Here is a 26,033-nt window from a genome sequence, read left to right as displayed (position 1 = left end):
ATTATGAAACTAATTATTCGCTTACTATTAAATGCCATAGCTGTAGTTGTATTAGCTAATGTATTAAAAGGAGTAAATGTAGATAGTTACACTACAGCTATAATTGTTGCTGTGGTATTATCTGTTTTAAACCTTATCGTTAAGCCAATATTAGTATTGCTAACCTTGCCGATAACATTAGTAACACTAGGGCTTTTTCTATTAGTTATTAACGCATTAATAATTTTATTAGCCGATAAATTAATAGACGGTTTTGCGGTAAGTAACTTTTGGTGGGCTATACTATTTAGTATTCTACTGTCTATATTGCAATCTATATTTCATTCCTTCTTAAAAAGCGATAAATAGAATCTTGCTATTCAAGTAATTAAAATCTTTGATAACGTCTAAAAAAGTAGTACTTTTGCACTCCATTTTTAGGTATTAAAAATAATATATTATTCAAGATGAATATTACAAGAGAAAATATTGATGCATTAAACGCTGTAGTAAAAGTTGATATTGCTAAAGACGATTATAGCGATAAAGTAGAAAAAATCTTAACAGATTATAGAAAAACAGCAAACATTCCAGGTTTTAGAAAAGGTCATGTGCCAATGGGAATGGTAAAAAAACAATACGGTAAAGCAGTATTGGTAGATGAAGTAAATAAATTACTTCAAGATGCTTTAAATAAATATTTAACAGAAGAAAAGTTAGATGTTTTAGGGCAACCACTACCTAAGCCACAAGATGACATTAACTGGGATGGAGATGATTTTTCTTTTGAGTTTGAGTTAGGTTTAGCACCAGAATTTACTGTAGATTTAAAATCTAAAAAAGCAATAACGCACTACAACATCGTTGCAGACGATAAAATGATTGATGAGCAAGTAGAGCGTATTCAAAAACAATACGGGAAATTAATATCTCAAGATACAGTAGCAAAAGATAGTGAAATAACAGGTACTTTTACTAACGAAGAAGAAGGAATAGAAAACACTGTAACATTAACTTTAGATAAATTTAAAGGTAAAGCAACAGAAAAGCAATTTGTAGGTGCTAAAGTAGGAGATACTATCGCTTTAAAAACTAAAGGGCTTTATACAGATGAGCACGAATTACAACATGCTTTAAAATTAGAGCACGATAAAGTACACGGTTTAGATATAGAAGTAACATTTGAAATTACTGAAATAAATGAGCGTGAATTAGCAGATTTAGATCAAGAATTATTTGATAAGTTATTTGGTAAAGATGTTGTGAAATCTGTTACAGAATTAAAAGATAAGATTAAAGAAGATGCTGAAAAACAGTTTGTTCAACAATCAGATCAAAAATTATTGAATGATGTAACAGAGTATTTAGTAGAAAATACTAAATTCGATTTACCAGCAACATTTCTTCAAAAATGGATGCAAACAGCAGGAGAGAAAGAAATTGACGAAGCACAAGCTAAAGAAGAATACGAAAAATCTGAAAAAAGCTTACGTTATCAATTAATAGAAGGTAAGTTAATGGAAGCTAATGATATAAAATTAGATTTCGAAGACGTTAAAGAAAGTGCGAAAGGAATGATTAAAATGCAGATGGCACAATTTGGTCAAACAAACCCTTCAGAAAAAGAGTTAGAAGATATCGCAGCGCGTGTATTATCTAATCAAGATGAGGTAAAACGTATATCTGAGCAAGTAGTAAGCCAGAAATTATTAAACCTTTACAAAGAAAAGGCTAATATTAAAACAAAAGAATTAACGTACGAAAAATTTGTTAAAGAAGTTTATGGCGATAAATAAGCCACGTTCTTTTACAGAATAATCATTATCTTTAAGCGTTGAATTCTATATAGAATTCAACGCTTTTAGTTTAAATATAAAACAAAATTAAAATATGGATTACGGAAAAGAATTCGAAAAGTTTGCAATAAAAGATCAAGGGATTAACAGCATGTATTACAATAAAATTATTAGTAGTATGTACCCTACAAACTTGACACCTAATATAATAGAAGAACGTCAAATGAATATTGCGATTTTTGATGTATTCTCTCGTTTAATGATGGATCGTATCATTTTTATGGGAACAGGAATAAACGATCAAGTTGCAAATATTATTCAAGCACAATTATTATTTTTAGAAAGTGTAGACGCTTCTAAGGATATTCAAATATATATTAACTCACCAGGAGGAAGCGTTTATGCAGGATTAGGTATCTACGATACAATGCAGTTTATAAAACCAGATGTTGCTACAATTTGTACAGGAATGGCAGCCTCTATGGGAGCTGTGTTATTATGTGCAGGAGCAGCTGGTAAACGTAGTGGTTTAACACATTCTCGTGTTATGATTCACCAACCATTAGGAGGAGCACAAGGACAGGCTAGTGATATAGAAATTACAGCACGTGAGATTTTAATATTAAAAGAAGAGCTTTATAAAATTATAAGTAAGCATTCTGGACAGGATTACGACAAAGTTTATAAAGACAGTGATCGTGATTACTGGATGAAAGCAGATAAAGCTAAAGAATATGGTATGATTGACGAGATATTAACTCGTGATTAAAAAACAAATATTATTATTGTTTTTAAAAATAATAATAATCACAGATTAAGATAATTAAAGAATGGCAAAGGAAGAATTAGAATGCTCGTTTTGTGGTAGAAAAAAACCTGAAACCAGCTTGTTAATAGCTGGATTAGATGCACACATTTGCGATCGTTGTATAGAACAAGCTCATGGTATTGTTTTAGAAGAATCTAAGCAAAGTGATAATAGTGAGCTGTCTGCAGAGCTTATATTACGAAAGCCACAGCAAATAAAAGGGTTTTTAGACGAGTATATAATTGGGCAGGAGTTTACAAAAAAAGTAATGTCTGTAGCTGTATACAATCATTATAAACGATTATTACAGCCACCAAGTAACGATGATATAGAGATTCAAAAATCTAACATCATTATGGTAGGGCAAACAGGAACAGGTAAAACTTTAATGGCTAAAACGGTAGCCAGAATGTTAAACGTGCCTTTAGCTATAGTTGATGCTACCGTATTAACCGAAGCTGGATATGTAGGAGAAGATGTAGAAAGTATTTTAACTCGTTTATTACAAGCTGCAGATTATAACTTAGAAAAAGCAGAAAAAGGTATTGTATTTATAGATGAGATAGATAAAATTGCGCGTAAAAGTGATAACCCTTCGATTACAAGAGATGTATCTGGAGAAGGTGTACAGCAAGCGTTATTAAAACTTTTAGAAGGCACTGTGGTTAATGTTCCGCCAAAAGGTGGGCGTAAGCATCCAGATCAAAAATTTATTGAAGTCAATACAGAAAATATTTTATTTATAGCAGGAGGTGCTTTTGATGGTATTGAGCGTGTTATCTCTAAACGATTAAACATGCAAGCTGTAGGGTATAGCGCATCAATATCTGAAGATGTGGTAGACCAAGACAATTTGTTGCAGTACATTACACCTAAAGACTTAAAAGATTTTGGATTAATACCAGAAATAATAGGTAGGCTCCCTGTGTTAACGCACATGAACCCATTGGATGGAGACACATTGCGTGCTATTTTAACAGAGCCCAAAAATGCCATTATAAAACAGTATAAAAAACTGTTTAAAATGGATGAGATTGAGCTTAATATTACAGAAGGAGCTTTAGAGTTTATAGTAGGCAAAGCAATAGAGTATAAACTTGGTGCTCGTGGTCTGCGATCTCTTTGTGAAGAAATATTAACAGATGCCATGTTTGAGCTTCCAGGAAGCGATACTAAGAAGTTGAGCATAACTAAAGCTTATGCAGAAGAAAAATTATCTAAATCCACAATAAAGAAACTTAAAGCAGTTTCGTAAATAAGATTTAAATAGTATTAAATATAAAGCCATTTCTATATTATATAGAAATGGCTTTTTTTAGTTATAAAAATAGTTAGGCGAAGTCGATTAAAACATAATTGAGGTTAATTAGAGGAAGAAGAGAAGCTTCCTGATTAATACGTTAAATGGAATACCCATTTAATTAATATATCATGCAAGATAGGTAGGTGGAGGAACTCTATAAATTAAGATTATAGTAGAAGCGAAGCTATGTGCTTTCTCTTAATCTCAAGGAAAAAATAAAAGGAATAGAGGCAGAGGCAAACCGCAATTTATAAAGAAGGTTTTACTTTTGGTGCGTAAATAATTGATTTAAGGCTTTCTTAATAATACGGCCATATAAATAGCTTCACGTACTTAATTTAAAAACTTAGTAGAACTGTAATAATCAAAAAACCACTTTCAATTATAGAATTAAAAGTGGTTTTTTTCAAGAATGATTAATAGCTATACTATCCTAAATAATTTTTTAGTCTAGGATAATAAATTCAATCCTTCTGTTTGCTTGATATTCTTCATCAGTACAATTAGATTTACAATCTACTAAAGGTTGTGTCTCTCCATAACCATTAGAGATTAAACGATCTGCATTAATTCCTTTTTCAATTAAATATTTCATTGCAGAAGCAGCACGTTTTTTAGATAAGTTTAAGTTGTAACTATTGTTACCTCTATTATCTGTATGTGCATTAATTTCAATTTTCATTTCAGGGTTCTCATTAAGAACCGTTAATATTTTGTTTAAAGAAATCTGAGATTCTTGCTTAATACTCCATTTTGCATAGTCAAAGTAAATGTTTTCTATAGAAATCATTAATTTATCTTCAACTTCTACAATTTCTGCTTTAGTAGAATTTAACTCTAAATTCTTTTTATAAGTAGTGTCATCTCCTTTATTAGATGTAAATGCTATTGAAGCATCGTCAAAACCATCTTTAGTAGTCTTAATTGTATAGTTCTCAAATGGAGTAACATCAAAACTATAAGTAGCATCATCACCAGTAGTTTGTCTAGCAATTTCTTCTCCTTCTTCATCAAGTAACATAACTACTGTATTTGGTAAAGGTATTTGAGTGTCTAAATCTAAAACTCTTCCTTTTATGTTTTGAGTTGCTATATCGAAAGAGAACTTGTATATGTCATAACTCCCTTTACCAGATGCTTTGTTAGAGCTTATATAACCTTTATTGTTTGAAGCCATAAAATAGGCAACTTCGTCATATTTTGTATTTACAGTATTTCCTAAGTTTAAAGGAGCTCTATATCCTTTTTTAGTAATCTTACTTTTAAACACATCAAACCCACCGATATTTCTGTGTCCTTTAGAAGAGAAATATAAGTACTCTCCATCTAAAGATAAAGATGGATATTTGTCATCGTACTTAGTGTTAATAGTATTCCCTAAATTTCTTGGCGTGTCTAACGTCCCGTCTGCTTTAATTGTTGCTACATATAAGTCGTAACCACCTAAACCTCCAGGCATGTTAGAAGAAAAATATAATTCCTTACCAGTTTTACTTACATACGGATTTTCAAAAGAGTAACCTTCTACATCAATATCTAACATTTCTTGGTTAATCCAATTACCATGAGATCCTTCTTCTAAAGTAACTTTATATAATTTATATATCATAGAATTATCTTCTGTAGCTCTAGTAAAGTACATTGTCTTCTCATCTGGTGAGAAAGATACTTGTCCTTCACTCCCTCTTGTATTAATAATTCTAGAAAATAATAATGGTAATTTTAAAGAACCATTCTTTTTTACGTCTAAACAAAATAAGTTTTTGTAACCTTCATTAGTGTTTTTATCTACTTTAGCTAAACCACCTAATTTTTTAGATGATACCATTATAAATTTGTTCATAAAGAAACCAGAACCAAATTCAGAAAATTTAGTATTAATACCAGCATCAAAAGTTGTGAACTCAAATCCATTAGTATTAATAATATCTTTAGAATTTGAAACATTTAATCCATTAACTAAATTATCAGTTAATAAGTCTTCTGAAGAATCTTGAGCAGAAGCAAAACTTACTGAGAATAAGAAAGCGAAAATTAAAATGTAGTTTTTCATTAGTAATAGAATTTTATTTACGCGTCGAAATTACTACAAGACTGTAAGTTATCTGCAATTTATTAGACTAAAAGCATGAATATTCGTTTTGTTAAAAAATGAAGATTGCCGTTTGTCGATAGATGTGTTTAAGACTTTTTTTATTAAATTTTTTTCATCAAAATGCCTTTTTTATTAAAAAATATCTTTATTAAATCGATTTTTTATAAGAATTTTTCATTGGTGTTTTTTGTTAAAAAACACATAACGATAGAAGTTGCATTTTGTCGGTGATTTTAGTTGTAGATGACTATTCGTTCATCGACGAACGGTAAATAAGCTACAGATTCAGTTTTAAAAGCTCATCAATATATTGTCTTGAATTAGATAATCTTGGTACTTTGTGTTGACCACCTAGTTTGTTATTCTGTTTTAACCAATCGTAAAAAAGTTGTTCTCTTGCGATATTAATTTGTGGTTTATTGAGAGTAATGTTATTGTAACGTTTAGCTTCGTAATCAGAATTTAATGATTTTAAAGCATTATCAAATAACTCATTAAAATAGTTAATATCTTTAGGGGGTGTTTTAAACTCTATAAGCCATTCATGCCCTCCTTTTTCTTTACCTTCCATAAATATTGGAGCAGCAGTGTAGTCTACTATTTCCGATTTAGTTTTTTTGCAAACTTTTTTTAAAGCATCTTCTGCATTCTCTATTATAAGTTCTTCACCAAATACATTTATATGATGTTTTGTTCGGCCAGAAACTTTAATTCTATATGGGTTAATAGAGGTAAAACGAACGGTGTCTCCAATTTTATACCTCCAAAGGCCAGCATTAGTTGTTATTAAAACAGCGTAGTTTTTGCCTTGTTCTACTTCACTTAAACGAATCACTTTTTCATTTGGAGTACCATGGGTTTCCATAGGAATAAATTCGTAAAAAATTCCATAATCTAACATTAATAATAATTCGCTAGAGTTATTTCTGTCTTGTATTGCAAAAAAACCTTCTGAAGCATTATAGATTTCATAATATTTAAAAGATTTATTTGGTAAAATGTTTTTGTATTGTTGTCTATATGGTGTAAAACTAACGCCTCCATGAAAATAGACCTCTAAGTTTGGCCAAATATCAAAAATATTATTTTTACCCGTAGACTCTAAAACGTTGTTTAATAAAACCAACATCCAAGAGGGTACTCCTGCCAAACTAGTTACATTTTCGTTAATAGTTTCATCAACTATAGCTTGCATTTTTGTTTCCCATTCACTCATTAAAGAGACTTTACTACTTGGGGTGCTGCTAAACTCTGCCCAAAAAGGCATATTATCAATTAAAATAGCGCTTAAATCCCCAAAGACAGTTCCGTTTTCTTTATAAAGTTCTTTGCTTCCACCTAACCTTAGTCCCTTACCTGTAAACAATTGAGAGCCCTCATTATTATTAAGGTACATACACAGTAAGTCTTTACTGGCTGCATAATGGCAATCTTCAAGAGATTCTGGACTAACAGGAATAAATTTACTTTTAGCACTAGTTGTACCACTAGATTTTGCAAACCATTTAATTGGGCTTGGCCAAAAAATATTTTGCTCGCCTTGTCTAGCGCGTTCTATAATATCTTGGTATTTTTCATAGTTTTTTACAGGAACACGTTCGGCAAAAGTGCTATAGCTTTTTATAGATGCAAAATCGTATTCTTTTCCAATTTGCGTGTCTTTAGCTTTATCTAATAAAGAGAAAAGAAGTTCTTCTTGCACTTCATTAGGATACTTTAAAAATAATTCTATTTGATGAAAACGTTTTTTTAAAAACCAGGAAGCAATAGAGTTTACTAAAGGAATTGGCATATTTTATAGTATCTTTGAGCAATAAAAATAAGACTTTTTTTTATGACTTACCAAGGTGTTTTAAGAAAAATGGAAACGGAGTTTGCCAAGCCTATACAATATTACTTAGTGTTTGAAAATGATTTCCTAAACATGAATCAATTGATAAATAAGTCACTACGCTTTCAGTTTATCAAACATCAATGCTTAAATTGTAGCTTAAATAGACCTATATATAGACAAGGTTTTTGTAAAAGTTGTTTTTTTGAAGTGCCACAAGCGGCAGACTGGATCATGCGTCCCGAATTAAGTACGGCTCATTTAGATAAAGAGGATAGAGATTTAGAATACGAAAAGCGAGCACAACTACAACCTCATATTGTGTATTTAGCAAATTCTAGTAATGTTAAAGTGGGCGTTACCAGAAAAACGCAAGTACCTACACGATGGATAGATCAAGGAGCTCATGAAGCTATAGAAATAGTAGAAGTGCCAAATAGGTATTTGGCAGGAATAACAGAAGTTGCTTTAAAAGATCATGTTGCCGATAAAACGAATTGGCGAAAAATGTTAAAAAATGATGGGGAAGATGAAAGCTTACCAGAATGGAGAGAGCGATTAAAAGAATATATCCCTGCAGAAGCTAAACCATATTATATTGAAAATAATGAGGAAACACATTTGCAGTTTCCCGTAGAGCAATATCCACTAAAACCTAAAAGCTTAAACTTAAAGAAGACTCCAACTTACGAAGGCGTGTTAAAAGGTATTAAAGGGCAGTATCTTATTTTTGAAGATGATACCGTTTTTAATATTAGAGGAAACGAAGGTTATGTTGTTTCTATTAGTGTTGCATAATACATAAACCTGTAATGAAGAAAAAGAGTCGTACACTATAAATTGCTACGACTCTTTTTGTCTATAGTAATTTTATATTTGAAATGCTACAAACCAAAAAAACCTTACATTATTTAATGTAAGGTTATATATAAAAGAAAACACTAAAATTAGATATACTAATTATACGTTTTCTGCGTCTCTTAAACTTTGAATGTAAGAAGCTTTTTGTATCTGACGTCTGTTTTTTACAGAAGGCTTAGTGAAAAACTGGTTTTCTCTTAAGTTTTGCATCACTTTAACGTTTCTGTGTTTTCTTTTGTAACGTTTAAGTGCGCGTTCTATATTTTCTCCGTCTTTAATTTCAATTCTTAACATATGTATAAATTATGTGTGTTCTTAAATTTCAGGTTGCAAAAATACATATAACTTTTAATTTACACAATAGCTATTGTTTTTTTTATGTAAATTATATTAAATAAAGTTTTACTGCATTAATTATGGCTATAAATATAAGTAAAACACCTGTTACTTTATTTAAAACCAAAGAGATATTCTGTACTTTGCTTTTTATGATTAAGCTAAATTTACTGTATAAATATAAGGTAAGCAATTTACCAAAGTATACTCCTGTAAAAAATAAAAATAAAATTGCTAAAGATGATTCTAATGATAGCATGTATAGGCTTTCGTTAATAAAACCAATAGCAACTAACCAATAGACTAATACAGGCGGGTTTAAAATACCAGATAAAAAACCTGTTAAATATTTAGAACTGGTAATGCTTTGTTTATTTTTTGCTTTCTCTTTTTGTTTTTTAAAGAACAAAAAACCACCAACAAAAAGTAATATAAATATTATCATTAATTGAATCCATTGGTTTCGTTCTATAAAGTGTTTTACAAAGGTATTACAATGTAAAGCGTAAAAAGACAATACTACTTCGGCTACTCCAGCAGCAACGGCTATTTTAAAGGCTTGTTTAGCATTCTGTTTTAATGTTGTGTTTATTACAATAATATTAGAAGCACCAAGAGGAATCGCTCCAATAAATGCTGCCAAAATACCTATTATAAAATATATTAAAATCATAAGGCTTTAGTTGTATGAGTAACTAAAGCCTTACAATAGAAATCTTTTTATTTTTAAGAAAAAGAATAATTTAATCTAGTAGAATAAATAAAAAATGAGATTAATTTTGTTTGTCCTTTTTCTTCTTTTTACCAAAAATGCCAAAAACGTCTTTAACAATATTACTTTTTGTATTACTAGAGTCTGTGGTAGTAGAATCGTTTTTAGTTTTGTTTCCTTTAATGATATTTCCAAAAACCTCTTTTATAGAGTTGTTTGTTGTTTTTGTAGAGTCATTACCTTTATTCCCTCCTAATGCATCTCCTAGTATATCTGTAATTTTATCTTTACCATTATTTATTAACTTCTGTTTTTCTATTTCTATAAGTTGTTTTGTTAAATTGCTAACCCCACTAGTAAGGTCTGTAGACACTTTGGGTTTTGTAAAACTACCAACAATATTTGCTTTTACAGGAATAGATACCTTATTAACTTCTGGGTTGTTAATTTTACCTATTAAACGATTTACATCACTTCCTAGATATTTTGCAGGAACGTCTAATACAAGATTGTAATCCATAGATTGATCAAAACCATGAGAACCGCCTACGGTAATACCTATATCTTTATAATTAAAGTTAAAAGGAGAAATATCAACTTTTCCGTTATTAAATTTTAAGTGTGTTTGTATGTCTTTTATATCTAACTTATCGAAATCTATAAAATTAATAGCGCCTTTTAAAGCATTAAATACTTCTGCATTTTTGGGTTCTATTTTTGTAGTTAATAACTCTGCTAAAGCACCTCCAGAAATTGTATTTAAAGCAGGCGTAAAATCGTCTCCTAAATCTCCAGAAAGAGATATGCTACTGTTTAATTTACCTTGCAAGGCTTTGGCTATAGGGGCTAAACTTTTAAATAGATCTAAATCGTTAAAAGATTTAGAGATGTCAAAGTTAGAGATGCCTAAATCCATATTAAACTTAGGTGTTTTTGTTTTAGTATCTACCAAGCCACTCATAGACAGGTTTCCATCAAAAATACTAGAAGTTACATTTTGCAAATTAGCTTGTTCATCTTTAATAATTAATGTGCCTTTTACATCTTTTAGCGTTAAATTATCATACAATACGGTTTTTGCATCTGCATTAATAGTACAATCTAAAAATGCAGGTATTTTTAACGCATCACCAGGTTCTGTACTTTGATTTACTGGCTGATCTGAGCCGCCTTCAACCATGAAATCACTTACCTTAAAGGTGTTAGATAGCACATTAAAGTTTCCTTTAAGTTTCTTGTCGCTTAATAAAAAACCTAATAAGTTGTTAATTGTTCCATTAGCATTTAAATCTGTAGTTCCAGAGGTGGCGTCGAATCTTTCTAAATTTATAGTTTTTGGCTTAAAATTAATATCTGCTTTAGAGATGTTAATAGGGTTTACAATATCTTTAGAAGAAAATTTAAAATCACTAATACTTACATTACCATTGTTTTTAATACGGTCATAAGCATTTGTTTCTAAAGCTTTCATATCAAAAGCAGTATTTAAATTCCCCTTTAATATACCACTTAATTCGTTTTCTAATTCTATAGGATAAGCTTTTGTAATGTTTTCTAAGTTTAAAATACCATCTATATGGGCATCAATAGCAATGTTTTTTGTAAGATTCTTTAGTGTCGCAGACGACTTAAAAACATCTTGGTCTATTTTAAAATTTAAAGCTTTTAAATCAACATAAGTATCATCGGTTTTACCTGTTGTATTTTTTATGGCTGCATTGATGTTAATGTTTTCAACACGCTTGGGTAAATCAGGATATTTAAAAGCGGCATTTTTTGAAGTAATGTTAATATCTAAAGTAGGGATAGTTTCGTCTGTAACAAGACCTTTAATTGTTCCATTAACATTAAAATTTCCTGTGGTTTCTATGTTGCTAATGTTTTTAGTATATGCAGCAGGTAATAACGCGAAAAAGTCATTAAAGGAACTGTTTGTGTTTTCAAAAGTAATATCAACATCTTGTCCGTTATCTAATTGCTGTACGTAACCCTTAAAGAATAAAGGTAAATTATTAAATACAGCTTTATTGTCTTTAAAAGTATATTTATTATTTTCTAAATCTAGGCCAATAATTGCCTCTAAATTTATTTTGTTATTACTTAAATATTCTGTGCTATCCATTTTAAAACTAATGTTAGCATTAGTTTTAGTGTTTAATTCTGAAACGGTTTCAGAGAACGTACCATTACCATTGTGGTTTAATTCGGTAATTGAAATATGCGTTTTAGCAAGCTCGTCTATATAGTTTAAAACACTATTTTTTATATTATAATCTTTAATATCTAAAGTAAAACCACCAGATTTCGATTCTGTTTTGGAAGTCGCTTTATCATCTTTTTTAGCAATATCATAATTAACATCTCCAAACTTATTTGTTTTTAAAGTAACCAATGCTTCATTTACAGCTATTGCATTAACAATTACAGGGCCTTCACTTGCGGTTTTAAATAACTCAGAAACAGACATGTCAAAAGACAAAGATTTAACAGTGGCTAAAGTTTCATCTTCAAAAGGTTTAAAGTTGGTTATTTTTAATTCATCAACAGTTACGTTGGCTTGCGGGAAGCTACTTAAAAAACTTAAGTTAACATCTGCAAATTCTACTTTAGCATTAACACTGTTATTTATAAAATTACGCACCATATCTTTTATTTGAGATTGAAAAATAAAAGGCGCTGTAATTAGCAGGATAATAATAACGAGTAAAGATATTCCAGTAATTTTTAATATTTTTTTCATTTAGATAAGGTATGTAGGCTTATGTTAGGTAATTTAATCTACGATTACATTAATTATTTACGTATCAATAATGTAAATAGTTTTTTTATTGAGCAAATTTACAATAAGTCTATTTCATCATTTGTTGCATTTACGTTAAATCTTAACTTAAAAAGAAAAACGCCTAGATATATAAATGGGGTATCGAATAAGGCTACAAATACTTTAAATAAAAAACCACTTATTAAAAGGCCCTTAAAGTTGCTCCAGTCTATAATACCAAAAGTAGAGAGTAAAATTAAAATAGTAAAGGTGTCTACAAATTGAGAAAACCAAGTTGAGAGGTTATTTCGTAACCATAAATGTTTGCCTTTAGTAGCCTTTTTTATACGATGATATATATGAATATCTATAAACTGTGCAAACAAATAAGTAAGCATACTAGCAAAAACAGCAATAGAAGAATTTCCAAAAACAGTAGAAAACATATCGTCATTAACATAAGACCATGATGTTGCAGGAACAGCTTGGGCTGCGAAAATAATTAATAAAGAAAAAACAGAAGCAAACACACCAGCTATAACGACATCGTTAGCACGCTTTTTACCATATATTTCACTAATTAAATCTGTAATTAAAAACGTAATAGGGTAAGGTAAAATGCCAACAGAGATTTCAAAAAGCTTAGCTCCAAAAATTTCAATGTCTAGAGGATACCAATAAAAGAACTTTTGAAAAATAAGATTAGAAACAACTAAAGACGTTATGAAAAGCGCTCCTAAAAAAAGGTAAATACGTTGTGCAGCAAGTTTATCTTTTATGTTCATTGAAAATGGTTAATAAATACTTGTAGTAAATATAAAAGAATACATTTACTTTTCATTATTTTGCCGCACTTATAGATGCAGTTTAATAAAGTATACATATCGTTAGGAAGCAATAAAGGAGACAAGTTTAAAAATTTGCAACTCGCTATAGATGCTATTTACACTTCTGTTGGAGCAATAAAAACAATTTCTAAAGTATATAAGTCTCCAGCTTATGGTTTTGAGAGTGATGATTTTTATAATGCTTGTATTGGTATAGAAACACATTTAGAAGCAGAAGAGGTATTACAAGAATTATTAATTGTTGAGAAAAAACTAGGGCGTGTACGTACACAAACTGCAGGCTACGAAGCGCGTACTATAGATTTAGATATTTTGTTTTATGAAGAAAAAACGGTTAATACAAAATCATTACAAGTACCGCACCCAGAGCTCCATAAACGCAAATTTGTATTAGAGCCATTAAAAGACATTGCTGCTAAATTTAAACATGAAAAATATAATACAACAGTGTTAGAGTTATTGGGGAGATGTGAGGACGAAAGTGTTTTAGAACCTATTAACATATGGCTAAAAAACCCAAGTAAAACGCATGATTTTTCTAAGTATAACTATATCGCTATAGAAGGGAACATAGGTGCAGGGAAAACAAGTTTAGTAACTAAAATATCTAACGATTATAATGCAAAGCTTATTTTAGAACGCTTTGCGGATAATCCATTTCTACCAAAATTTTATGAAGACAAACAGCGTTATGCTTTTACTTTAGAAATGTCTTTTTTAGCAGATCGTTACCAACAGTTAAGTGACGATTTAGCACAATTAGATTTGTTTAAAGATTTTATAGTAAGCGATTACGATGTGTTTAAATCATTAATTTTTTCGAAAATAACACTGCAGGAAGATGAGTTTAAACTATACAGGAAGTTGTTCTATCTTATGTATAAAGAGATAGCTAAGCCAGAACTTTATATATATCTTTATCAAAATACCCAAAGACTCCAAGAAAATATTAAAAAACGTGGTCGCGACTATGAGCAAAATATTGAAAGCGAATATTTAGAAAAAATTAATTCAGGGTATTTAGAATTTTTAAAAAATCAAACCGAACTCAATATCAAAATTATAGATATTTCTAATAAAGATTTTGTGAATAACCGTGCTGACTATCTTTGGGTTTTAGATCAGATTTGTGAGTGATTTTATTGTTGATTGTAATATTTTTGTTAAAAACAGTTGAGTACCTGTGTTTTTGGCGGGATAATTGATGTTTCCTTGAAAATTCATCAATCAAATGAAAACACATTTTACTCTAATTATTACCTTATTTTTTATTACCATCAATTATGCTCAAAACACACCTGTAAAACCTATTCTAGAAACGTTTCAAAAAGAAAAACTAATTTTCGAAAAAGTTTTTGTACACACTAATAAAACTAAATATCTAATAAATGATGTTATTTGGTTTAAAGCTTATGTTGCTACCGACAATAATAAGCCCTCTAACAAAACAACGCTGCTATATGTAAGTCTATTTTCAGAATTAGGCAAACTAGTAAGTACTCAAAACGTACTTATTAAAAACGGAGTAGGAAATGGACAATTTGAACTATTTGGAGATATAAAAGGAGGCAATTATTATATTCAAGCCAATACGAATTACATGAAAAACTTTGGAGAAGAAAATAAGTGTCTTCAAAAAATAGAAATAGTTGATGAAATAATAGAAAATACAGTAGCTATAGCAAATTATGATGTTCAGGTATTTCCACAAGGAGGATATTTACTTGAGGGTGTAGAGAATACTTTGGGATTAAAAGCTTTACTAAATGGAAGAAGCGTTAATTATACAGGTAGAATTTTAGATTCAGAAAAAAAGAAAGTCGCACAATTTTCAAATGAACATTTAGGAATGTGCAAGGTGGATTTTTATTATTTACCTTCAGAGAACTATACAGCAGAATTTAAAACAAACGATACAATAATTAATGTTAAAATACCTAAAGCAAAATCTAAAGGGGTTGTTTTAAATACTACAAAATCTACAGAGACAACTTTAAACTTAGAATTAAAAACCAATTTAAAATCTGTAAAAGAAGCTAAAAAAAACTATACACTTTTGTTTCATCAAAACAGTAAGTTGGTAGATTATGTAGGAGTAAATATTGTAGATACATCTGCTATTAAATTTAGCGTACCTAAAGCAGGTTTTATTAGTGGAGTAAATACAGTTACGGTTTTTGAAGAAAGTACCCCTATTCTTGAACGAAAATTCTTTGTTTATAAAAAAACAGAAAAACAAGAAGTCATTTTAAGTAAGTTAACGGCACAAAATGATTCTATAATTTATAAATTAAAATTAAAAGACGCTAAAGTAAATAGTAATACGAGTTTGTCTGTGCTACGTGAGAGTAGCAATTATTTGCAAACTGCTACTATTGAAAGTGCATTTTTACTAACACCTTATGTAAAGGGTTATGTAGAAAATCCAGCTTATTATTTTAATGAGGACAATAAAAATAGATTACAACATATAGATATCTTATTGCTTACTCAAGGTTGGGAGGCATACACAACAGATACTTATATAAAAAAAATAAGACCTAAAAATAAATATAATTTTGAACAAGGATTTAGTTTAAAAGGCAGTGTAACACCTTTAAAATCTAATGTATTAGCATTATTATCAAAAAATAATCAAATAGTAACTGAAACTTTTTTAAATGGTAAGCACGATTTTAAATTTAAAAATTTACTTGTGTTTAAAGGAGATTCAATTAAGCTTTCGTTTTTAAAGGGAACTGGAGTTAACTTTTTTGAAAAGCCAAGAAATATATCTTTTGATACAGTTATGGTTAATAAAGATAAATTAGCATACTATTTTCAAAAACGGTATTCAAAATTTGAAAAAGTGTATACAGAAGAACAAAAAGTGGGGAATTTAAATATAAAAGGTATAAATAAGCTTGATGAGGTTGAGATAAAAGGAAAGCGGAAAGTTGTAAAAGGAGTTTTAGATAAAGCATTTATAGATAAATATAGAAAACAAGTTTTTGACTTAGGAGCCTTTAACGAGTTAGATATTCCAGAAAAATACATTAAAAACAATTTAACACTAGAAGTGTATTTAAGAGAAGATAGAGGACTTAAAATTATTGTTGATGAACTAGGTAGAGAGCAATTGTCCGATAATATACCAAGATCAATAGGTGGACGAATATATCGGTTCTTAACAGCTGTTATTTTAGATGGTATTGACCTTAGAAAACCAGGAGTAAATGTAATGAGTCTAACACAAGTAGGGGAAATTAAAATGGAAAATATAAAAACTGTTGCATTTAACCATGGTGCTGGACCAAAACATCCATACGATAGAATTGCCATTTTTACAACAGAAAACTATAAAAAAGGGATTAAAGAAGTATTTAAACACTATGTTTTTAAAAACGGATACGATAAATCTAAAAAATATTATAGTCCACTTTATAATTATGCCACGGGAACAGAAAATCAAGAAATAGACTGGAAACCTAATTTAGTAACTAATGCATTAGGAGAAACTGTTTTTAAGATAAAGAACAATGAAGCTAATAATAGAAAAATGTTTGTTATTCAAGGTTATACGGAACATGGAAAATTGATTAGTAGTAGTGTTTTTTTAGACTAAATAGTATGTTGTAGTAGAAATAAAACGTTTAGGAATGTTGAAGCCATGGTTAGCTTAAATAGTAATGTTTTTAGTATGCTGAAAAATAATTACTTAACCCATTTAAAATTGTATCTAAATGAAGCAGCTAAAACTTGACCTGTTGACTTATAATTAATGGTTTCATTTAAATTATTATTTACATAATGTTTTATTGTACCTTCAATAAGATTGGCGTTTATGGGAACATAATATTTAATACCTAATAACCATTGATCTCCATTTTTAAAAGTTCCTTTCAAGCCAATCTCAGGGATTATAGTTATACTAGTTGTTTTAGACTGTTTTGTGGAAGAAATCACATAGTTGTCATCACTACCATCGGAGTCATTAACAGAATCAAAATTTAAAAAATCTAAAGAAAAACGTGAACCACCATATATTTGAAACTTAGATGATTTTGAGAGTATAGGAAGCTCATACCATCCGCCTAAAAAAATAGAAGTATACCATAAGCGATGTTTAACTATAAGGTTATTATTTAGTTTTTGCCCTTCTAAATTCCAAAACCTAATATTTTGACTAATTCCTAGCTCAGCAGATATCTTGTTTTTAAAATCTACTATTCCAGAAATAGACACTTTTATAGCCATATTATTTCGTTCTGAACTAACTACAGATGGAGTAGAAGTGTTTAACTTGCTAATCGAGTTGTAAGATGTAGAAAGCTGTCCCCCTTCTAACTCTCCCGCAAGATAAAACTTGTTTTGAGCGTTTAGTATAATAGAAACGTGCAATAATATATATAGAATGTATTTTGTTATAGAATTTTTCATAGAGCTATTACCTTTTAAAGTAGAGTTAATTAAAGGTGAATCTTGTAATTGGTGTTAATGTATCTATAGTAGGAGTACTGGCTGGAGTAGATGGTGTTGTGTTATAGGTGGCATGTAACGATCTGTTTTCTCCTAGATAGTCCCAAAGGAAAGCAGGTGTTTCTCCAACACAACTTAAAATACTGCCTACAGTATCTGCGTTGCCATTTTCAAAATATACCATAATGTTTGAACTCCCATCGTAAACAAAAGGAGTGTTTAGCTCTATATCTGTCCAGCTAGAATCTATGGTCGTACCCGCTTTCCATATAATGTTTCCATTATAGACTTCAGTCATACTGTCTATGTTTGGGTAACTTGTAGAGGTAATAGTATCTTCGGTTGTTAGTTTAAAAAAGATACGTTGGTTTGTTACTGGAGAGGCTTCGCAAGCGCCAGATTTACAGTCTATTAGGTAGCTTAAAGATGTTATTGTACCGCTACTATCGTAATCTATATTCTCGGCTCTATAAATAACCACAGACCAGCTGTTTATTCCAAAACCGTTATATCGAGCAGGTACAAATGAAGTTATAGAAGAACCGCATATATAATTTTCTCCAACAATAGTTATAGTTTCATCTTCCTCATCTTCTTCATTCTCCTCCTCCTCCTCATCTTCATTACCTGAACCTAAATTAGGGTTGGTTATTGTTGTATCTCCATTATAAATAACATCTAAATCTCGTTTAGAACAAGAGATAATTAATAAAAAAAAGAATAAAAGGAATACATGTAATTGTCTCATGGTTTTGTGTATAACAATTTTATAGATCTATGTTAAAAAGTAAACTTTGTATTAAGCGTAAATGAATCTGCACTTAAACCAGTTGTTCTTTTATAGTGGCCATATCTAAACTCAAGAAGTTTCATCCTAAATCGATTTGAGCTAGAAGTATTAAAGCTAAAAATGCCTTTTGGAGGGGAAAGCTTTATACCCAATCCAGCTTTAGTGCTTGAAAAAGTAGACAAGTCATAATCAGATGTGTAATAAATAGCATTTAAATCATGTTGCCCGTATGGTTGAAAATAGTCGTTATCATCTTGATAATGGTATCTAAAAAAAGGATAAAATGTTATAGAAGGAGTTAGTTTTAAAGGAACTTCTATATTAAAAGTATGCCCATATAAACCAAAAGTGTCATAATAATATCTATAATATAAGCGTGTAATGACTCTATTGGTTAAAAAATAATTAGCTCTAAAACCTAATGCCATTTTTACACGGCTTCTTGGTAGACTTTCTACTCTTACAATTTTATCTTCTTCATTAGTTATACCATCATTAAAGTATACTCTATGAAAAGGTGTAAATAAAATTCCGTTTTGGTATGTAAGATCTAAAATAGTAGCAAAGTTAAGTCGCTTAGTAATATTGGTTTGAAAATCTATTCCAATATTGTAAGTATATCTCGTGTCTTTTTCAAAATCAACATTGGAAGTGTTGGCGTTACCATACTCATCATCATCGTCATCATCTTTATTAGAATAACTTCTTTTATCATCATCATCGTCGTCATCTTCGTCATCATCATCATCATCATCATCGTCATCATTGTCATCATCGTCATCATTGTCATCGTTATCATCATTATCGTCGTTATCATCGTCATCGTCATCATCCTCATCATCGTCATCATCCTCATCATCGTCATAGCCATTATTAGAGTTAGGATTTCTAATTTCTCCGGGGTAAATTAATAACCAACGATCTATAAACATATTAGCTTTTATAGATAATTTTTGATTATTGTTGTTGAAGCTCTTACTCCAATTAATCCCAAAATTAATTGAGGTAACATCATACTCTTTAGAGTAACCAGCTCCAAACCCTATAGTTGTATTATTTTCTGTATTAAATTCAGAATAATCTAAAGAGATGTGTTTACGAACATCTTTTGCAGAAATTGCAGATTCTGTATTAGAGCTAGCTCCAGTAGAGTATTTATCTATATTGGCACTAGATGCTGAGGTGTAATAATCTATACCAGCAGATACAGATATAGCATTTGTTTCGCTTAAAGGAGCATTAATAATTACAATAGGTGAGGAGTTTTTTAAAGCTTCAGTACCAAGGCCACCTGTTACCGCTCCATTATTACCATCTTGTTCATAATAGTTGTATAGAATACTAACTTCTGTTGGCGGAAGTTGTTTTACTGTTTCTTGAGAGAGACAAACATTATAAAAACCTATAAATAATACCGTAAATAAAATATATTTTAGTTGCATCCGCATCCTCCTCCTGTTTTTCCACCATTAGCACCAGATGCACCTTCGCGGTAATTTTGAAAATTAATTTCGAAACGTTCTATTGCGCTTGACGATAGTTGCATATCCTCGTCATTTAAATGTTGTTTTTGATAAGCCTTTATGGGTTTACACGAGCTAACACACAAAATGGTTAGGCATAGTACAATTAAGTATTTCATTTAATTAAATTTCGTTTTTAAAGATTTTGAGTAATGCATATTATTGTTGTCATCAACAATTAAACACTCTATATTTTTTAATTGGTTTATTAGGTTTAAGCCTTTGTCTTTCCCCATAACAAATACTGTTGTTGATAAGGCATCTGCTAATTCAGCATTCATAGAAAATACAGTAACACTTTTAATGCCTTGACAAGGCCAACCTGTTTTTGGGTTTATAATATGTGAGTAACGTTTATTGTTTATAGTTACGTAATTTTCGTAATTACCAGAAGTAACAACAGATGAGTTATACAAATCAAAAGATGCTAAATCGTTCTTTGTTTTGTCAGGATTAGTAATTGCTACTTTCCATGTTTTTGTTATAGGATGATCTCCCCAACAGCTAATATCTCCTGATGCATTTATAAGACCAGCTGTAACCCCTACACTTTTTAATTTTTCTTTTACTTTCTCTGCAACATAACCTTTACCTATGGCCCCAAAACCAATTTTCATTCCTTCTTTTTTTAAAAAAACAGTTTGAGTCTTATCATCTAAAATGATATTTTTATAATTAATGTATTGTATTGATTTTTTTATAGCTATACTATCTGGAACTGTAACTAAAGGTTTATGGAAATACCATATTTTATCAATAGAAGCAAAAGAAATATCAAAGTGCCCATCTGTTAATTTTGATATATGTTTACTACGTTTTATGAGGTTAAATAATTCTATGTCTACTTTTACAGCTTTTTTACCTCCGTTTTTATTAATTAATGAAGTTTGAGAGTTATCATTCCATGAAGATATAAGTGCTTCAACTCGTTTTACTTCATCTATTGCAACCTGTAAAAAATACTCACCTTCTTTTTTAGAATTTGCCACGACAGCAAATTGAAAATCAACACCCATTAGTTTGGCATTTTTTTTATAGATATCTTGAGCATTAACTATAAGAGAGAACATCATAATTGTTGCAACTATGATGGTTTGTAAATGTTTTAATGCCATTATTTTAAATAAGAATCTATATAATAATTAGAAGTTTCCCCTTTGTATCCTTCTATGGATTTTATAACTTCTCCTTGTTGATTTAAAATTAGAACGTAAGGGAAAAAACCATTTGGATTATATTTTTCAGCAATAGATTCGTTGTATTGTATAATGTCTTTAGATGTGTTTTTCTGATCTCTTTTAAAATCGATATTAACAAGAGCAAATTTTTGGGAAGCTACACTTTTAAAAGCTTCAGATTGAAAAACATTTTCCTTAAGTTGAATACATGGTTTGCACCAATCAGAACCTGAAAAAACTAGAAGAATGTTTTTATCCGTATTTTTTATTTCTTGGATTCCTTCTTCCAGATTTGTGTGCCATTTAGTAGAGAAAAGTAAAGTGAATAGGGATAAAACAATCATGAATTTCATAAGCTATTGATGTTAAGACGTTAATTTTTTTTAATAAAAAAAACATTATTTTTATTTAGTCTAAATAATAATAGTATTTTTGGCAAAAGTAATCTCCAAGACTAAATAGAACAAATTTATTTACATTTTTTTTAAAAAATTGGTTGATTTAACAAAGGTTTAAAAGTTTGTTGATTGATAGTTAGGAGGTTACTTTTTATTATAAAATAAAGTTTAATTATTAAGAATAATATAACTGTGAGAAACAGTTAAAACAAAAGACAATGAAAAAAATTACAACCTTTGCATTTTACTTAATTACAGGAATTATGTTTGCTCAAACTACTACATTTACAATTGGTAATAATCCTTTATGTGGGAGTTCTACATCGAGTTTAGCTCCAGCAAATTATAATGGCTTTTCTGGCCAGAATAGTTGGAGTAGTATAATTTATAAAGCATCAGACATTAATTATACAAATCAAGGTTTAATAACAGCAATTTCTTTTATTGCAGATTGTAGAAGCAGCGCTTGTAGTTTTGATACAGCAACCAATCAAAAAGTTTATATAATGTTAACATCTGCAAATTCATTTACTTCTACAAATAGACCAGATGCTAATACAATGACAAAAGTTTTTGAGGGAGATGTTACTTGGCTTCGTGGTACAGGATCTCCACACGAATGGACAACTATAAATTTAATGACGCCTTTTGTATACGATGGCACATCTAATCTTCTTATTTATTTCGAAAATAATTATGATGATGCATTAGGCGGTTTCTTTGGGTGTGGAGAATCGCCTTCTTTTTTAGTTAATAATTTAGGCGATAATGCCGTAATATATGCTAGAGGGTATACAGGTGCAGCACCAGCAGTAGGAAGTTATAGTAATCAAACACCATTATTACAATTAACAATAGATAGTAGCATATTATCTGTGAGCTCTTATGAGTCAATTAATAGCGGAATCTATTTTTATAATAAAACAAAAGAGCTAAAAATAATAAACATAGAGTATTTAAAATTATCAATATTTACAATAAGTGGTAAACTTGTAAAAACAAAAAATGTTAATGATAAAATGCCTAACCATACTATTAACTTATCTACTTTAAATAAAGGTGTCTATATTGTAAAAGCTAGGTGTAGTAAAGGAGTAATTACAAAGAAAATAGTTATATAAATAAGTATATAATATGTTTTATTAATTAGGCGCTTTAATTCCTAAACCAAAACAACATAGAGTTTACAGAGATGTTTAGTGCCAAATTGAGGAATTTCTACAGTATACCGCTAGCACTAAAAACCTCTTGTGTAATACCTTTTTCTTCATTGTCAAAAACCAATACATAAGTAGTTTCTGGTTATGGAGAGAAGGTATTATGCATAGTGGACTGTTTGGCTTATTCAATGGCACATATTTGTACATTTTTGGTTTGTATTTTTTTAGTTAGTTCTAGGGTGTTTTAACTTGCTTTTAAATAACAGAACCTCTTACACTATATATTAGTAAGACCAAAACCTAATATTTCTACGATATCCTTAAATTTCTCTGCAATTAACTTAATCTTTAAATCATCATCGCGCAACGGGTTTTCGTCCGTTACGTGATGATTAGAATTGTTTACTTTTCTTTTGCAAAGAGTGTGTTTTCTTTAAATTTTGTCATATTAATTCTTGGCTTTATCAAAGGACACTTCTGAGAGTTTAGCTAAAGAAAAAGCAGCAATGGCCATCACTAAATCCCTAACAGCCACATCTACATAAGACCAGCTAAAAATTAAAGTTAGTGCAATTGCTATTAACCAAGCAGAAACGACATAAGCACCAGTTTTTGTTTTGGTTAAAACAAGCACACCTGCTACAATTTCAATAAAGCCAACAATCATCATAAATGTAGATGACTCAAAAGGTAACATTCCTGCAAATCCCTCTGAAAGATATTGAGACCAATCTGTTAAAATGTTGGTAAACTTGTCTAGTCCAGCCACAATAGGGACAAGCACAAAAGTGTATTTTAAAAGAGTTTTTACTAATTGTACATTCGAGTTCATAATCTGAAAATTTTAAGTGTTAAAAAGTTGTTACCTCCTTTTGATGGTATAATCAAAAAAAGGATACAGAATTTTGTATCTTTTTTTTAGTTTCAGCATCTAAAAGGAAAAGCAAACAGGAAATGGAAGCAATAAATATTAATGATTACAACAACCATAAAATAAAAGAAGAGGCCGTAATACAGCGTATTTTAAGTGGTGAGAAGGAACTGTATGAAATCTTGGTAAGGCGTAATAACCAAAAACTGTATCGAATTATTAGAAGTTACCTTAAAGATGAAACCGAGATTGAAGATGTAATGCAGAATAGCTATATAAAAGCATATACCAAATTACACCAGTTTAATTTACAGTCTCAATTTTCAACTTGGTTAATTCGTATTGCTATTAACGAATCGTTAGCAGAATTAAAAAAGAAAGATAAAACACTGCATTTAAATAGTTTCAACCAAAACACCGATGATGATTTTGTTTTAGAACTACTAGACCACAAAGAATTAAACCCGCAAGAAAAAATGGCTCAAAAAGAAGCAAAGCAACTGTTGGAAAATGCTATTGACCAATTGGAATTAAAATATAGAACGGTTTATATAATGAAAGAAGTGGAAGAAATGAGTTTAAAGGAAGTAGCAACAACTTTAAATATTAGTCTTGCCAATGTAAAAATAAGATTACATCGAGCAAAGGATATGCTCAAAGAAATACTTTATAAACTATCGAGCACCAAGGATATTTTTGAATTTGGCTTTAGCCATTGCGACCGAATAACTGAAAATGTAATGAAAAATATATAACGTAAAGGATTAAATAAAAATGCTATTAATTGAAAAAACAAGCCACAAAGTATTGGTCTTAAAAAACGAAAAACCTAAAGGTGTTTTTTGATGCTGCAGAAATTAAAAACGAACCAGCTCTAATTTCATCACCATTCTTCCTGAAGAGTATAAAGAATAAATGGAATATAGGAAAATCATTCAATGACTTATAAACGCATAGATAACCAACGAATATTTGTGCTGTTTTTGTGTATTACCACTAATAATGTAAGTTGTTTTAAAGCATCTTGCTACACTTGGTATTTATATTAAAAAACTAACTTAAGTCGTGTATAATTAGTGACTACTAATGGCTGCGTGTAGAATGTTTTATTACAATTTATTATATTGTATTACAAAAAACTAATTTTGTACTCGTAAATAGCTAGACATGCACAGTATTGTTAGTTGAATCAGTTAAAAAAATCAATAAAAAATGAAAGTTACAGCCGAAAAGAATGAAAAGGTTGCCAGTATGATATTTGCATCCATTTATCCACTTTACCTTAATAGATTGGAGAAAAATGGTAGAACAAAAGAAGAGCTTAACCAAGTAATTGAATGGTTTACAGGTTATAATCAAGATGATTTACAAGTACTTATAGATGAAAAAGTAACCTTTAAGACATTTTTTCAAAAAGCTAAAATAAATCCAAACGCGCATTTAATTAAAGGAGTCGTTTGTGGTTATCGAATTGAAGAAATAGAGGATGAATTTGAATTGTATAAACAATGTAGACGTATGGAAAAGCTTATTGATGAATTGGCAAGAGGCCGTAAAATGGAAAAAATTTTACGTAAAGAAAAATAAAACCTACACTGCATTAAAACTCGTTTGCCCACCACGCTATACAATATTAGCCTAAAAAATAAAATAGAGTTTGGGTTTGACAAATACCCTGAAGAATATAATTACATAGTAACTTTTAATGAGGCTAACGGCTTAAGAGAGATTTGTTATTCAAAAAACAATTAGAAGATAAAAACTCTTTTAATTATTTTAAGCTAGCTCCTTTTTTTGAGTTTAGTATTAGTAAGAAAGAATCTTTAAATAAATAGAGAAGTAAACTTTATCATACTTCTGCTTATATTTCATCATCAAGTGGCGAAATTTTTATCTCCAATTTTATCTCCAATGTAGAGTTCTCAAAAAACCTTTAAGATTTTCTATTCTATCCGTATTAGCTAAATTAGTTGCAGAAATATACAATGAGATTTTATCACAAACAATTTAAATGTGATACAAAAAAACAACCTTAAATTGAACGAAAAACCAACTAAAGCAAAAAAAAGAATTGATTTATTAGATCTATATCGAGGATTTGCAATTCTCGGAATTTTTGTAGTCAATATTGTAATAATGAATTCTACCTTTCTTAACCAAGATGAATTTGCAAAACAATGGACATCAAATATAGATCTAATTTCAGAGAAAATTCTCCAGTTATTTTTTTATACTAAATTCTTTCCTATCTTCTCTTTACTTTTCGGATTAGGAATTTCAATGCAAGCTTTAAAAATGTTAGATGACAATACACTGTCATTTTCC

Annotated in this window: 23 protein-coding genes and 1 pseudogene; 11 read left to right on the top strand and 13 right to left on the bottom strand. The window is 29.7% G+C overall.

What is annotated here, in order from left to right; all coding sequences use genetic code 11:
- Positions 1–3: 3 nt before the first annotated feature.
- From ACVC2P_RS17585 to clpX, 4 genes are all read left to right on the top strand, one after another.
- Positions 4–348, top strand: coding sequence for a phage holin family protein (locus ACVC2P_RS17585; protein ID WP_452599755.1), 345 nt, complete (start codon positions 4–6; stop codon positions 346–348).
- 98 nt (positions 349–446) lie between these two features.
- Positions 447–1,775, top strand: a complete 1,329-nt coding sequence (gene tig / locus ACVC2P_RS17580; protein ID WP_452599754.1) for a trigger factor — start codon at positions 447–449, stop codon at positions 1,773–1,775.
- 94 nt (positions 1,776–1,869) lie between these two features.
- Positions 1,870–2,544, top strand: coding sequence for an ATP-dependent Clp endopeptidase proteolytic subunit ClpP (gene clpP, locus ACVC2P_RS17575; RefSeq protein WP_452599753.1), 675 nt, complete (start codon positions 1,870–1,872; stop codon positions 2,542–2,544).
- A gap of 61 nt (positions 2,545–2,605) precedes the next feature.
- The gene (clpX, locus tag ACVC2P_RS17570; protein WP_452599752.1) at positions 2,606–3,838 is read left to right on the top strand and encodes an ATP-dependent Clp protease ATP-binding subunit ClpX; all 1,233 of its coding nucleotides are present in this window, start codon (positions 2,606–2,608) and stop codon (positions 3,836–3,838) included.
- Positions 3,839–4,331: 493 nt separating this feature from the next.
- Here the strand turns inward: clpX and ACVC2P_RS17565 are convergent, their stop codons facing one another.
- Complete coding sequence (locus tag ACVC2P_RS17565) at positions 4,332–5,939, bottom strand: OmpA family protein (RefSeq protein WP_452599751.1); 1,608 nt, start codon at positions 5,937–5,939, stop codon at positions 4,332–4,334.
- A gap of 319 nt (positions 5,940–6,258) precedes the next feature.
- A complete protein-coding gene (locus ACVC2P_RS17560; protein ID WP_452599750.1) occupies positions 6,259–7,773 on the bottom strand; it encodes a GH3 auxin-responsive promoter family protein in 1,515 nt (504 codons plus the stop codon).
- Positions 7,774–7,815: 42 nt separating this feature from the next.
- Between ACVC2P_RS17560 and ACVC2P_RS17555 the strand changes: the two genes are divergently transcribed.
- Positions 7,816–8,610, top strand: coding sequence for a DUF2797 domain-containing protein (locus tag ACVC2P_RS17555; RefSeq protein ID WP_452599749.1), 795 nt, complete (start codon positions 7,816–7,818; stop codon positions 8,608–8,610).
- Positions 8,611–8,772: 162 nt separating this feature from the next.
- Here ACVC2P_RS17555 and rpsU read toward each other — a convergent pair whose 3' ends face one another.
- The 4 genes from rpsU to ACVC2P_RS17535 all read right to left on the bottom strand — a co-directional run bounded on the left by rpsU (position 8,773) and on the right by ACVC2P_RS17535 (position 13,267).
- The gene (gene rpsU / locus ACVC2P_RS17550; protein WP_452599748.1) at positions 8,773–8,967 is read right to left on the bottom strand and encodes a 30S ribosomal protein S21; all 195 of its coding nucleotides are present in this window, start codon (positions 8,965–8,967) and stop codon (positions 8,773–8,775) included.
- A gap of 91 nt (positions 8,968–9,058) precedes the next feature.
- The gene (locus tag ACVC2P_RS17545; protein ID WP_452599747.1) at positions 9,059–9,682 is read right to left on the bottom strand and encodes a LysE family transporter; all 624 of its coding nucleotides are present in this window, start codon (positions 9,680–9,682) and stop codon (positions 9,059–9,061) included.
- A 100-nt stretch (positions 9,683–9,782) separates the two neighbouring features.
- Complete coding sequence (locus ACVC2P_RS17540) at positions 9,783–12,461, bottom strand: AsmA family protein (RefSeq protein ID WP_452599746.1); 2,679 nt, start codon at positions 12,459–12,461, stop codon at positions 9,783–9,785.
- Between the two features lie 98 nt (positions 12,462–12,559).
- Complete coding sequence (locus tag ACVC2P_RS17535; RefSeq protein WP_452599745.1) at positions 12,560–13,267, bottom strand: queuosine precursor transporter; 708 nt, start codon at positions 13,265–13,267, stop codon at positions 12,560–12,562.
- A 75-nt stretch (positions 13,268–13,342) separates the two neighbouring features.
- Here ACVC2P_RS17535 and folK point away from each other — a divergent pair, with 75 nt between their 5' ends.
- Positions 13,343–14,467: a 2-amino-4-hydroxy-6-hydroxymethyldihydropteridine diphosphokinase gene (gene folK / locus ACVC2P_RS17530; RefSeq protein ID WP_452599744.1), complete on the top strand. Its 1,125-nt coding sequence runs from the start codon at positions 13,343–13,345 to the stop codon at positions 14,465–14,467.
- A gap of 94 nt (positions 14,468–14,561) precedes the next feature.
- A complete protein-coding gene (locus ACVC2P_RS17525) occupies positions 14,562–16,934 on the top strand; it encodes a hypothetical protein (protein WP_452599743.1) in 2,373 nt (790 codons plus the stop codon).
- A gap of 89 nt (positions 16,935–17,023) precedes the next feature.
- On the opposite strand, the gene ACVC2P_RS17520 is transcribed toward ACVC2P_RS17525, so the two are convergent.
- The 6 genes from ACVC2P_RS17520 to ACVC2P_RS17495 are packed head-to-tail and all read right to left on the bottom strand — an operon-like array spanning position 17,024 to position 21,632.
- The gene (locus ACVC2P_RS17520; protein ID WP_452599742.1) at positions 17,024–17,749 is read right to left on the bottom strand and encodes an outer membrane beta-barrel protein; all 726 of its coding nucleotides are present in this window, start codon (positions 17,747–17,749) and stop codon (positions 17,024–17,026) included.
- A 25-nt stretch (positions 17,750–17,774) separates the two neighbouring features.
- Positions 17,775–18,536 (bottom strand): hypothetical protein, encoded by a 762-nt coding sequence (locus ACVC2P_RS17515; RefSeq protein ID WP_452599741.1) that lies wholly within the window; start codon positions 18,534–18,536, stop codon positions 17,775–17,777.
- A gap of 32 nt (positions 18,537–18,568) precedes the next feature.
- A complete protein-coding gene (locus tag ACVC2P_RS17510) occupies positions 18,569–20,020 on the bottom strand; it encodes a DUF3570 domain-containing protein (protein WP_452599740.1) in 1,452 nt (483 codons plus the stop codon).
- Positions 20,011–20,220, bottom strand: coding sequence for a DUF4266 domain-containing protein (locus tag ACVC2P_RS17505; protein ID WP_452599739.1), 210 nt, complete (start codon positions 20,218–20,220; stop codon positions 20,011–20,013). The genes ACVC2P_RS17510 and ACVC2P_RS17505 overlap by 10 nt, the downstream gene beginning before the upstream one ends.
- Positions 20,221–21,216, bottom strand: a complete 996-nt coding sequence (locus ACVC2P_RS17500; RefSeq protein WP_452599738.1) for an FAD:protein FMN transferase — start codon at positions 21,214–21,216, stop codon at positions 20,221–20,223.
- Positions 21,216–21,632 carry a thioredoxin family protein gene (locus tag ACVC2P_RS17495; protein WP_452599737.1) on the bottom strand — a complete coding sequence of 139 codons (417 nt, stop codon included), beginning with the start codon at positions 21,630–21,632 and terminating at the stop codon, positions 21,216–21,218. Before ACVC2P_RS17495 ends, ACVC2P_RS17500 begins: the two co-directional genes overlap by 1 nt.
- A gap of 263 nt (positions 21,633–21,895) precedes the next feature.
- Here ACVC2P_RS17495 and ACVC2P_RS17490 point away from each other — a divergent pair, with 263 nt between their 5' ends.
- Positions 21,896–22,798: a T9SS type A sorting domain-containing protein gene (locus ACVC2P_RS17490; RefSeq protein ID WP_452599736.1), complete on the top strand. Its 903-nt coding sequence runs from the start codon at positions 21,896–21,898 to the stop codon at positions 22,796–22,798.
- 487 nt (positions 22,799–23,285) lie between these two features.
- On the opposite strand, the gene ACVC2P_RS17485 is transcribed toward ACVC2P_RS17490, so the two are convergent.
- The gene (locus ACVC2P_RS17485; RefSeq protein WP_452599735.1) at positions 23,286–23,669 is read right to left on the bottom strand and encodes a hypothetical protein; all 384 of its coding nucleotides are present in this window, start codon (positions 23,667–23,669) and stop codon (positions 23,286–23,288) included.
- Between the two features lie 122 nt (positions 23,670–23,791).
- On the opposite strand from ACVC2P_RS17485, the gene ACVC2P_RS17480 reads away from it, so the two are divergent.
- The 3 genes and pseudogenes from ACVC2P_RS17480 to ACVC2P_RS17470 form a co-directional block, all read left to right on the top strand.
- The gene (locus ACVC2P_RS17480; RefSeq protein ID WP_452599734.1) at positions 23,792–24,463 is read left to right on the top strand and encodes an RNA polymerase sigma factor; all 672 of its coding nucleotides are present in this window, start codon (positions 23,792–23,794) and stop codon (positions 24,461–24,463) included.
- Positions 24,464–24,920: 457 nt separating this feature from the next.
- A complete protein-coding gene (locus tag ACVC2P_RS17475; RefSeq protein ID WP_452599733.1) occupies positions 24,921–25,295 on the top strand; it encodes a DUF2200 domain-containing protein in 375 nt (124 codons plus the stop codon).
- 450 nt (positions 25,296–25,745) lie between these two features.
- Positions 25,746–26,033 (top strand): annotated as a pseudogene (locus tag ACVC2P_RS17470) (DUF418 domain-containing protein); the annotation flags it as partial.

This window comes from Pontimicrobium sp. MEBiC01747, from assembly GCF_053601635.1.
Note: the sequence above shows the minus strand (reverse complement) of the source record. Positions and strands in the feature narration are given on the sequence as shown.

Excerpts from the sequence above, each read along its gene's own strand:
- ACVC2P_RS17585 (WP_452599755.1), top strand. The coding sequence starts at position 4 with ATGAAACTAATTATTCGCTTACTATTAAATGCCATAGCTGTAGTTGTA.
- tig (WP_452599754.1), top strand. The coding sequence starts at position 447 with ATGAATATTACAAGAGAAAATATTGATGCATTAAACGCTGTAGTAAAA.
- clpP (WP_452599753.1), top strand. The coding sequence starts at position 1,870 with ATGGATTACGGAAAAGAATTCGAAAAGTTTGCAATAAAAGATCAAGGG.
- clpX (WP_452599752.1), top strand. The coding sequence starts at position 2,606 with ATGGCAAAGGAAGAATTAGAATGCTCGTTTTGTGGTAGAAAAAAACCT.
- ACVC2P_RS17565 (WP_452599751.1), bottom strand. The coding sequence starts at position 5,939 with ATGAAAAACTACATTTTAATTTTCGCTTTCTTATTCTCAGTAAGTTTT.
- ACVC2P_RS17560 (WP_452599750.1), bottom strand. The coding sequence starts at position 7,773 with ATGCCAATTCCTTTAGTAAACTCTATTGCTTCCTGGTTTTTAAAAAAA.
- ACVC2P_RS17555 (WP_452599749.1), top strand. The coding sequence starts at position 7,816 with ATGACTTACCAAGGTGTTTTAAGAAAAATGGAAACGGAGTTTGCCAAG.
- rpsU (WP_452599748.1), bottom strand. The coding sequence starts at position 8,967 with ATGTTAAGAATTGAAATTAAAGACGGAGAAAATATAGAACGCGCACTT.
- ACVC2P_RS17545 (WP_452599747.1), bottom strand. The coding sequence starts at position 9,682 with ATGATTTTAATATATTTTATAATAGGTATTTTGGCAGCATTTATTGGA.
- ACVC2P_RS17540 (WP_452599746.1), bottom strand. The coding sequence starts at position 12,461 with ATGAAAAAAATATTAAAAATTACTGGAATATCTTTACTCGTTATTATT.
- ACVC2P_RS17535 (WP_452599745.1), bottom strand. The coding sequence starts at position 13,267 with ATGAACATAAAAGATAAACTTGCTGCACAACGTATTTACCTTTTTTTA.
- folK (WP_452599744.1), top strand. The coding sequence starts at position 13,343 with ATGCAGTTTAATAAAGTATACATATCGTTAGGAAGCAATAAAGGAGAC.
- ACVC2P_RS17525 (WP_452599743.1), top strand. The coding sequence starts at position 14,562 with ATGAAAACACATTTTACTCTAATTATTACCTTATTTTTTATTACCATC.
- ACVC2P_RS17520 (WP_452599742.1), bottom strand. The coding sequence starts at position 17,749 with ATGAAAAATTCTATAACAAAATACATTCTATATATATTATTGCACGTT.
- ACVC2P_RS17515 (WP_452599741.1), bottom strand. The coding sequence starts at position 18,536 with ATGAGACAATTACATGTATTCCTTTTATTCTTTTTTTTATTAATTATC.
- ACVC2P_RS17510 (WP_452599740.1), bottom strand. The coding sequence starts at position 20,020 with ATGCAACTAAAATATATTTTATTTACGGTATTATTTATAGGTTTTTAT.
- ACVC2P_RS17505 (WP_452599739.1), bottom strand. The coding sequence starts at position 20,220 with ATGAAATACTTAATTGTACTATGCCTAACCATTTTGTGTGTTAGCTCG.
- ACVC2P_RS17500 (WP_452599738.1), bottom strand. The coding sequence starts at position 21,216 with ATGGCATTAAAACATTTACAAACCATCATAGTTGCAACAATTATGATG.
- ACVC2P_RS17495 (WP_452599737.1), bottom strand. The coding sequence starts at position 21,632 with ATGAAATTCATGATTGTTTTATCCCTATTCACTTTACTTTTCTCTACT.
- ACVC2P_RS17490 (WP_452599736.1), top strand. The coding sequence starts at position 21,896 with ATGAAAAAAATTACAACCTTTGCATTTTACTTAATTACAGGAATTATG.
- ACVC2P_RS17485 (WP_452599735.1), bottom strand. The coding sequence starts at position 23,669 with ATGAACTCGAATGTACAATTAGTAAAAACTCTTTTAAAATACACTTTT.
- ACVC2P_RS17480 (WP_452599734.1), top strand. The coding sequence starts at position 23,792 with ATGGAAGCAATAAATATTAATGATTACAACAACCATAAAATAAAAGAA.
- ACVC2P_RS17475 (WP_452599733.1), top strand. The coding sequence starts at position 24,921 with ATGAAAGTTACAGCCGAAAAGAATGAAAAGGTTGCCAGTATGATATTT.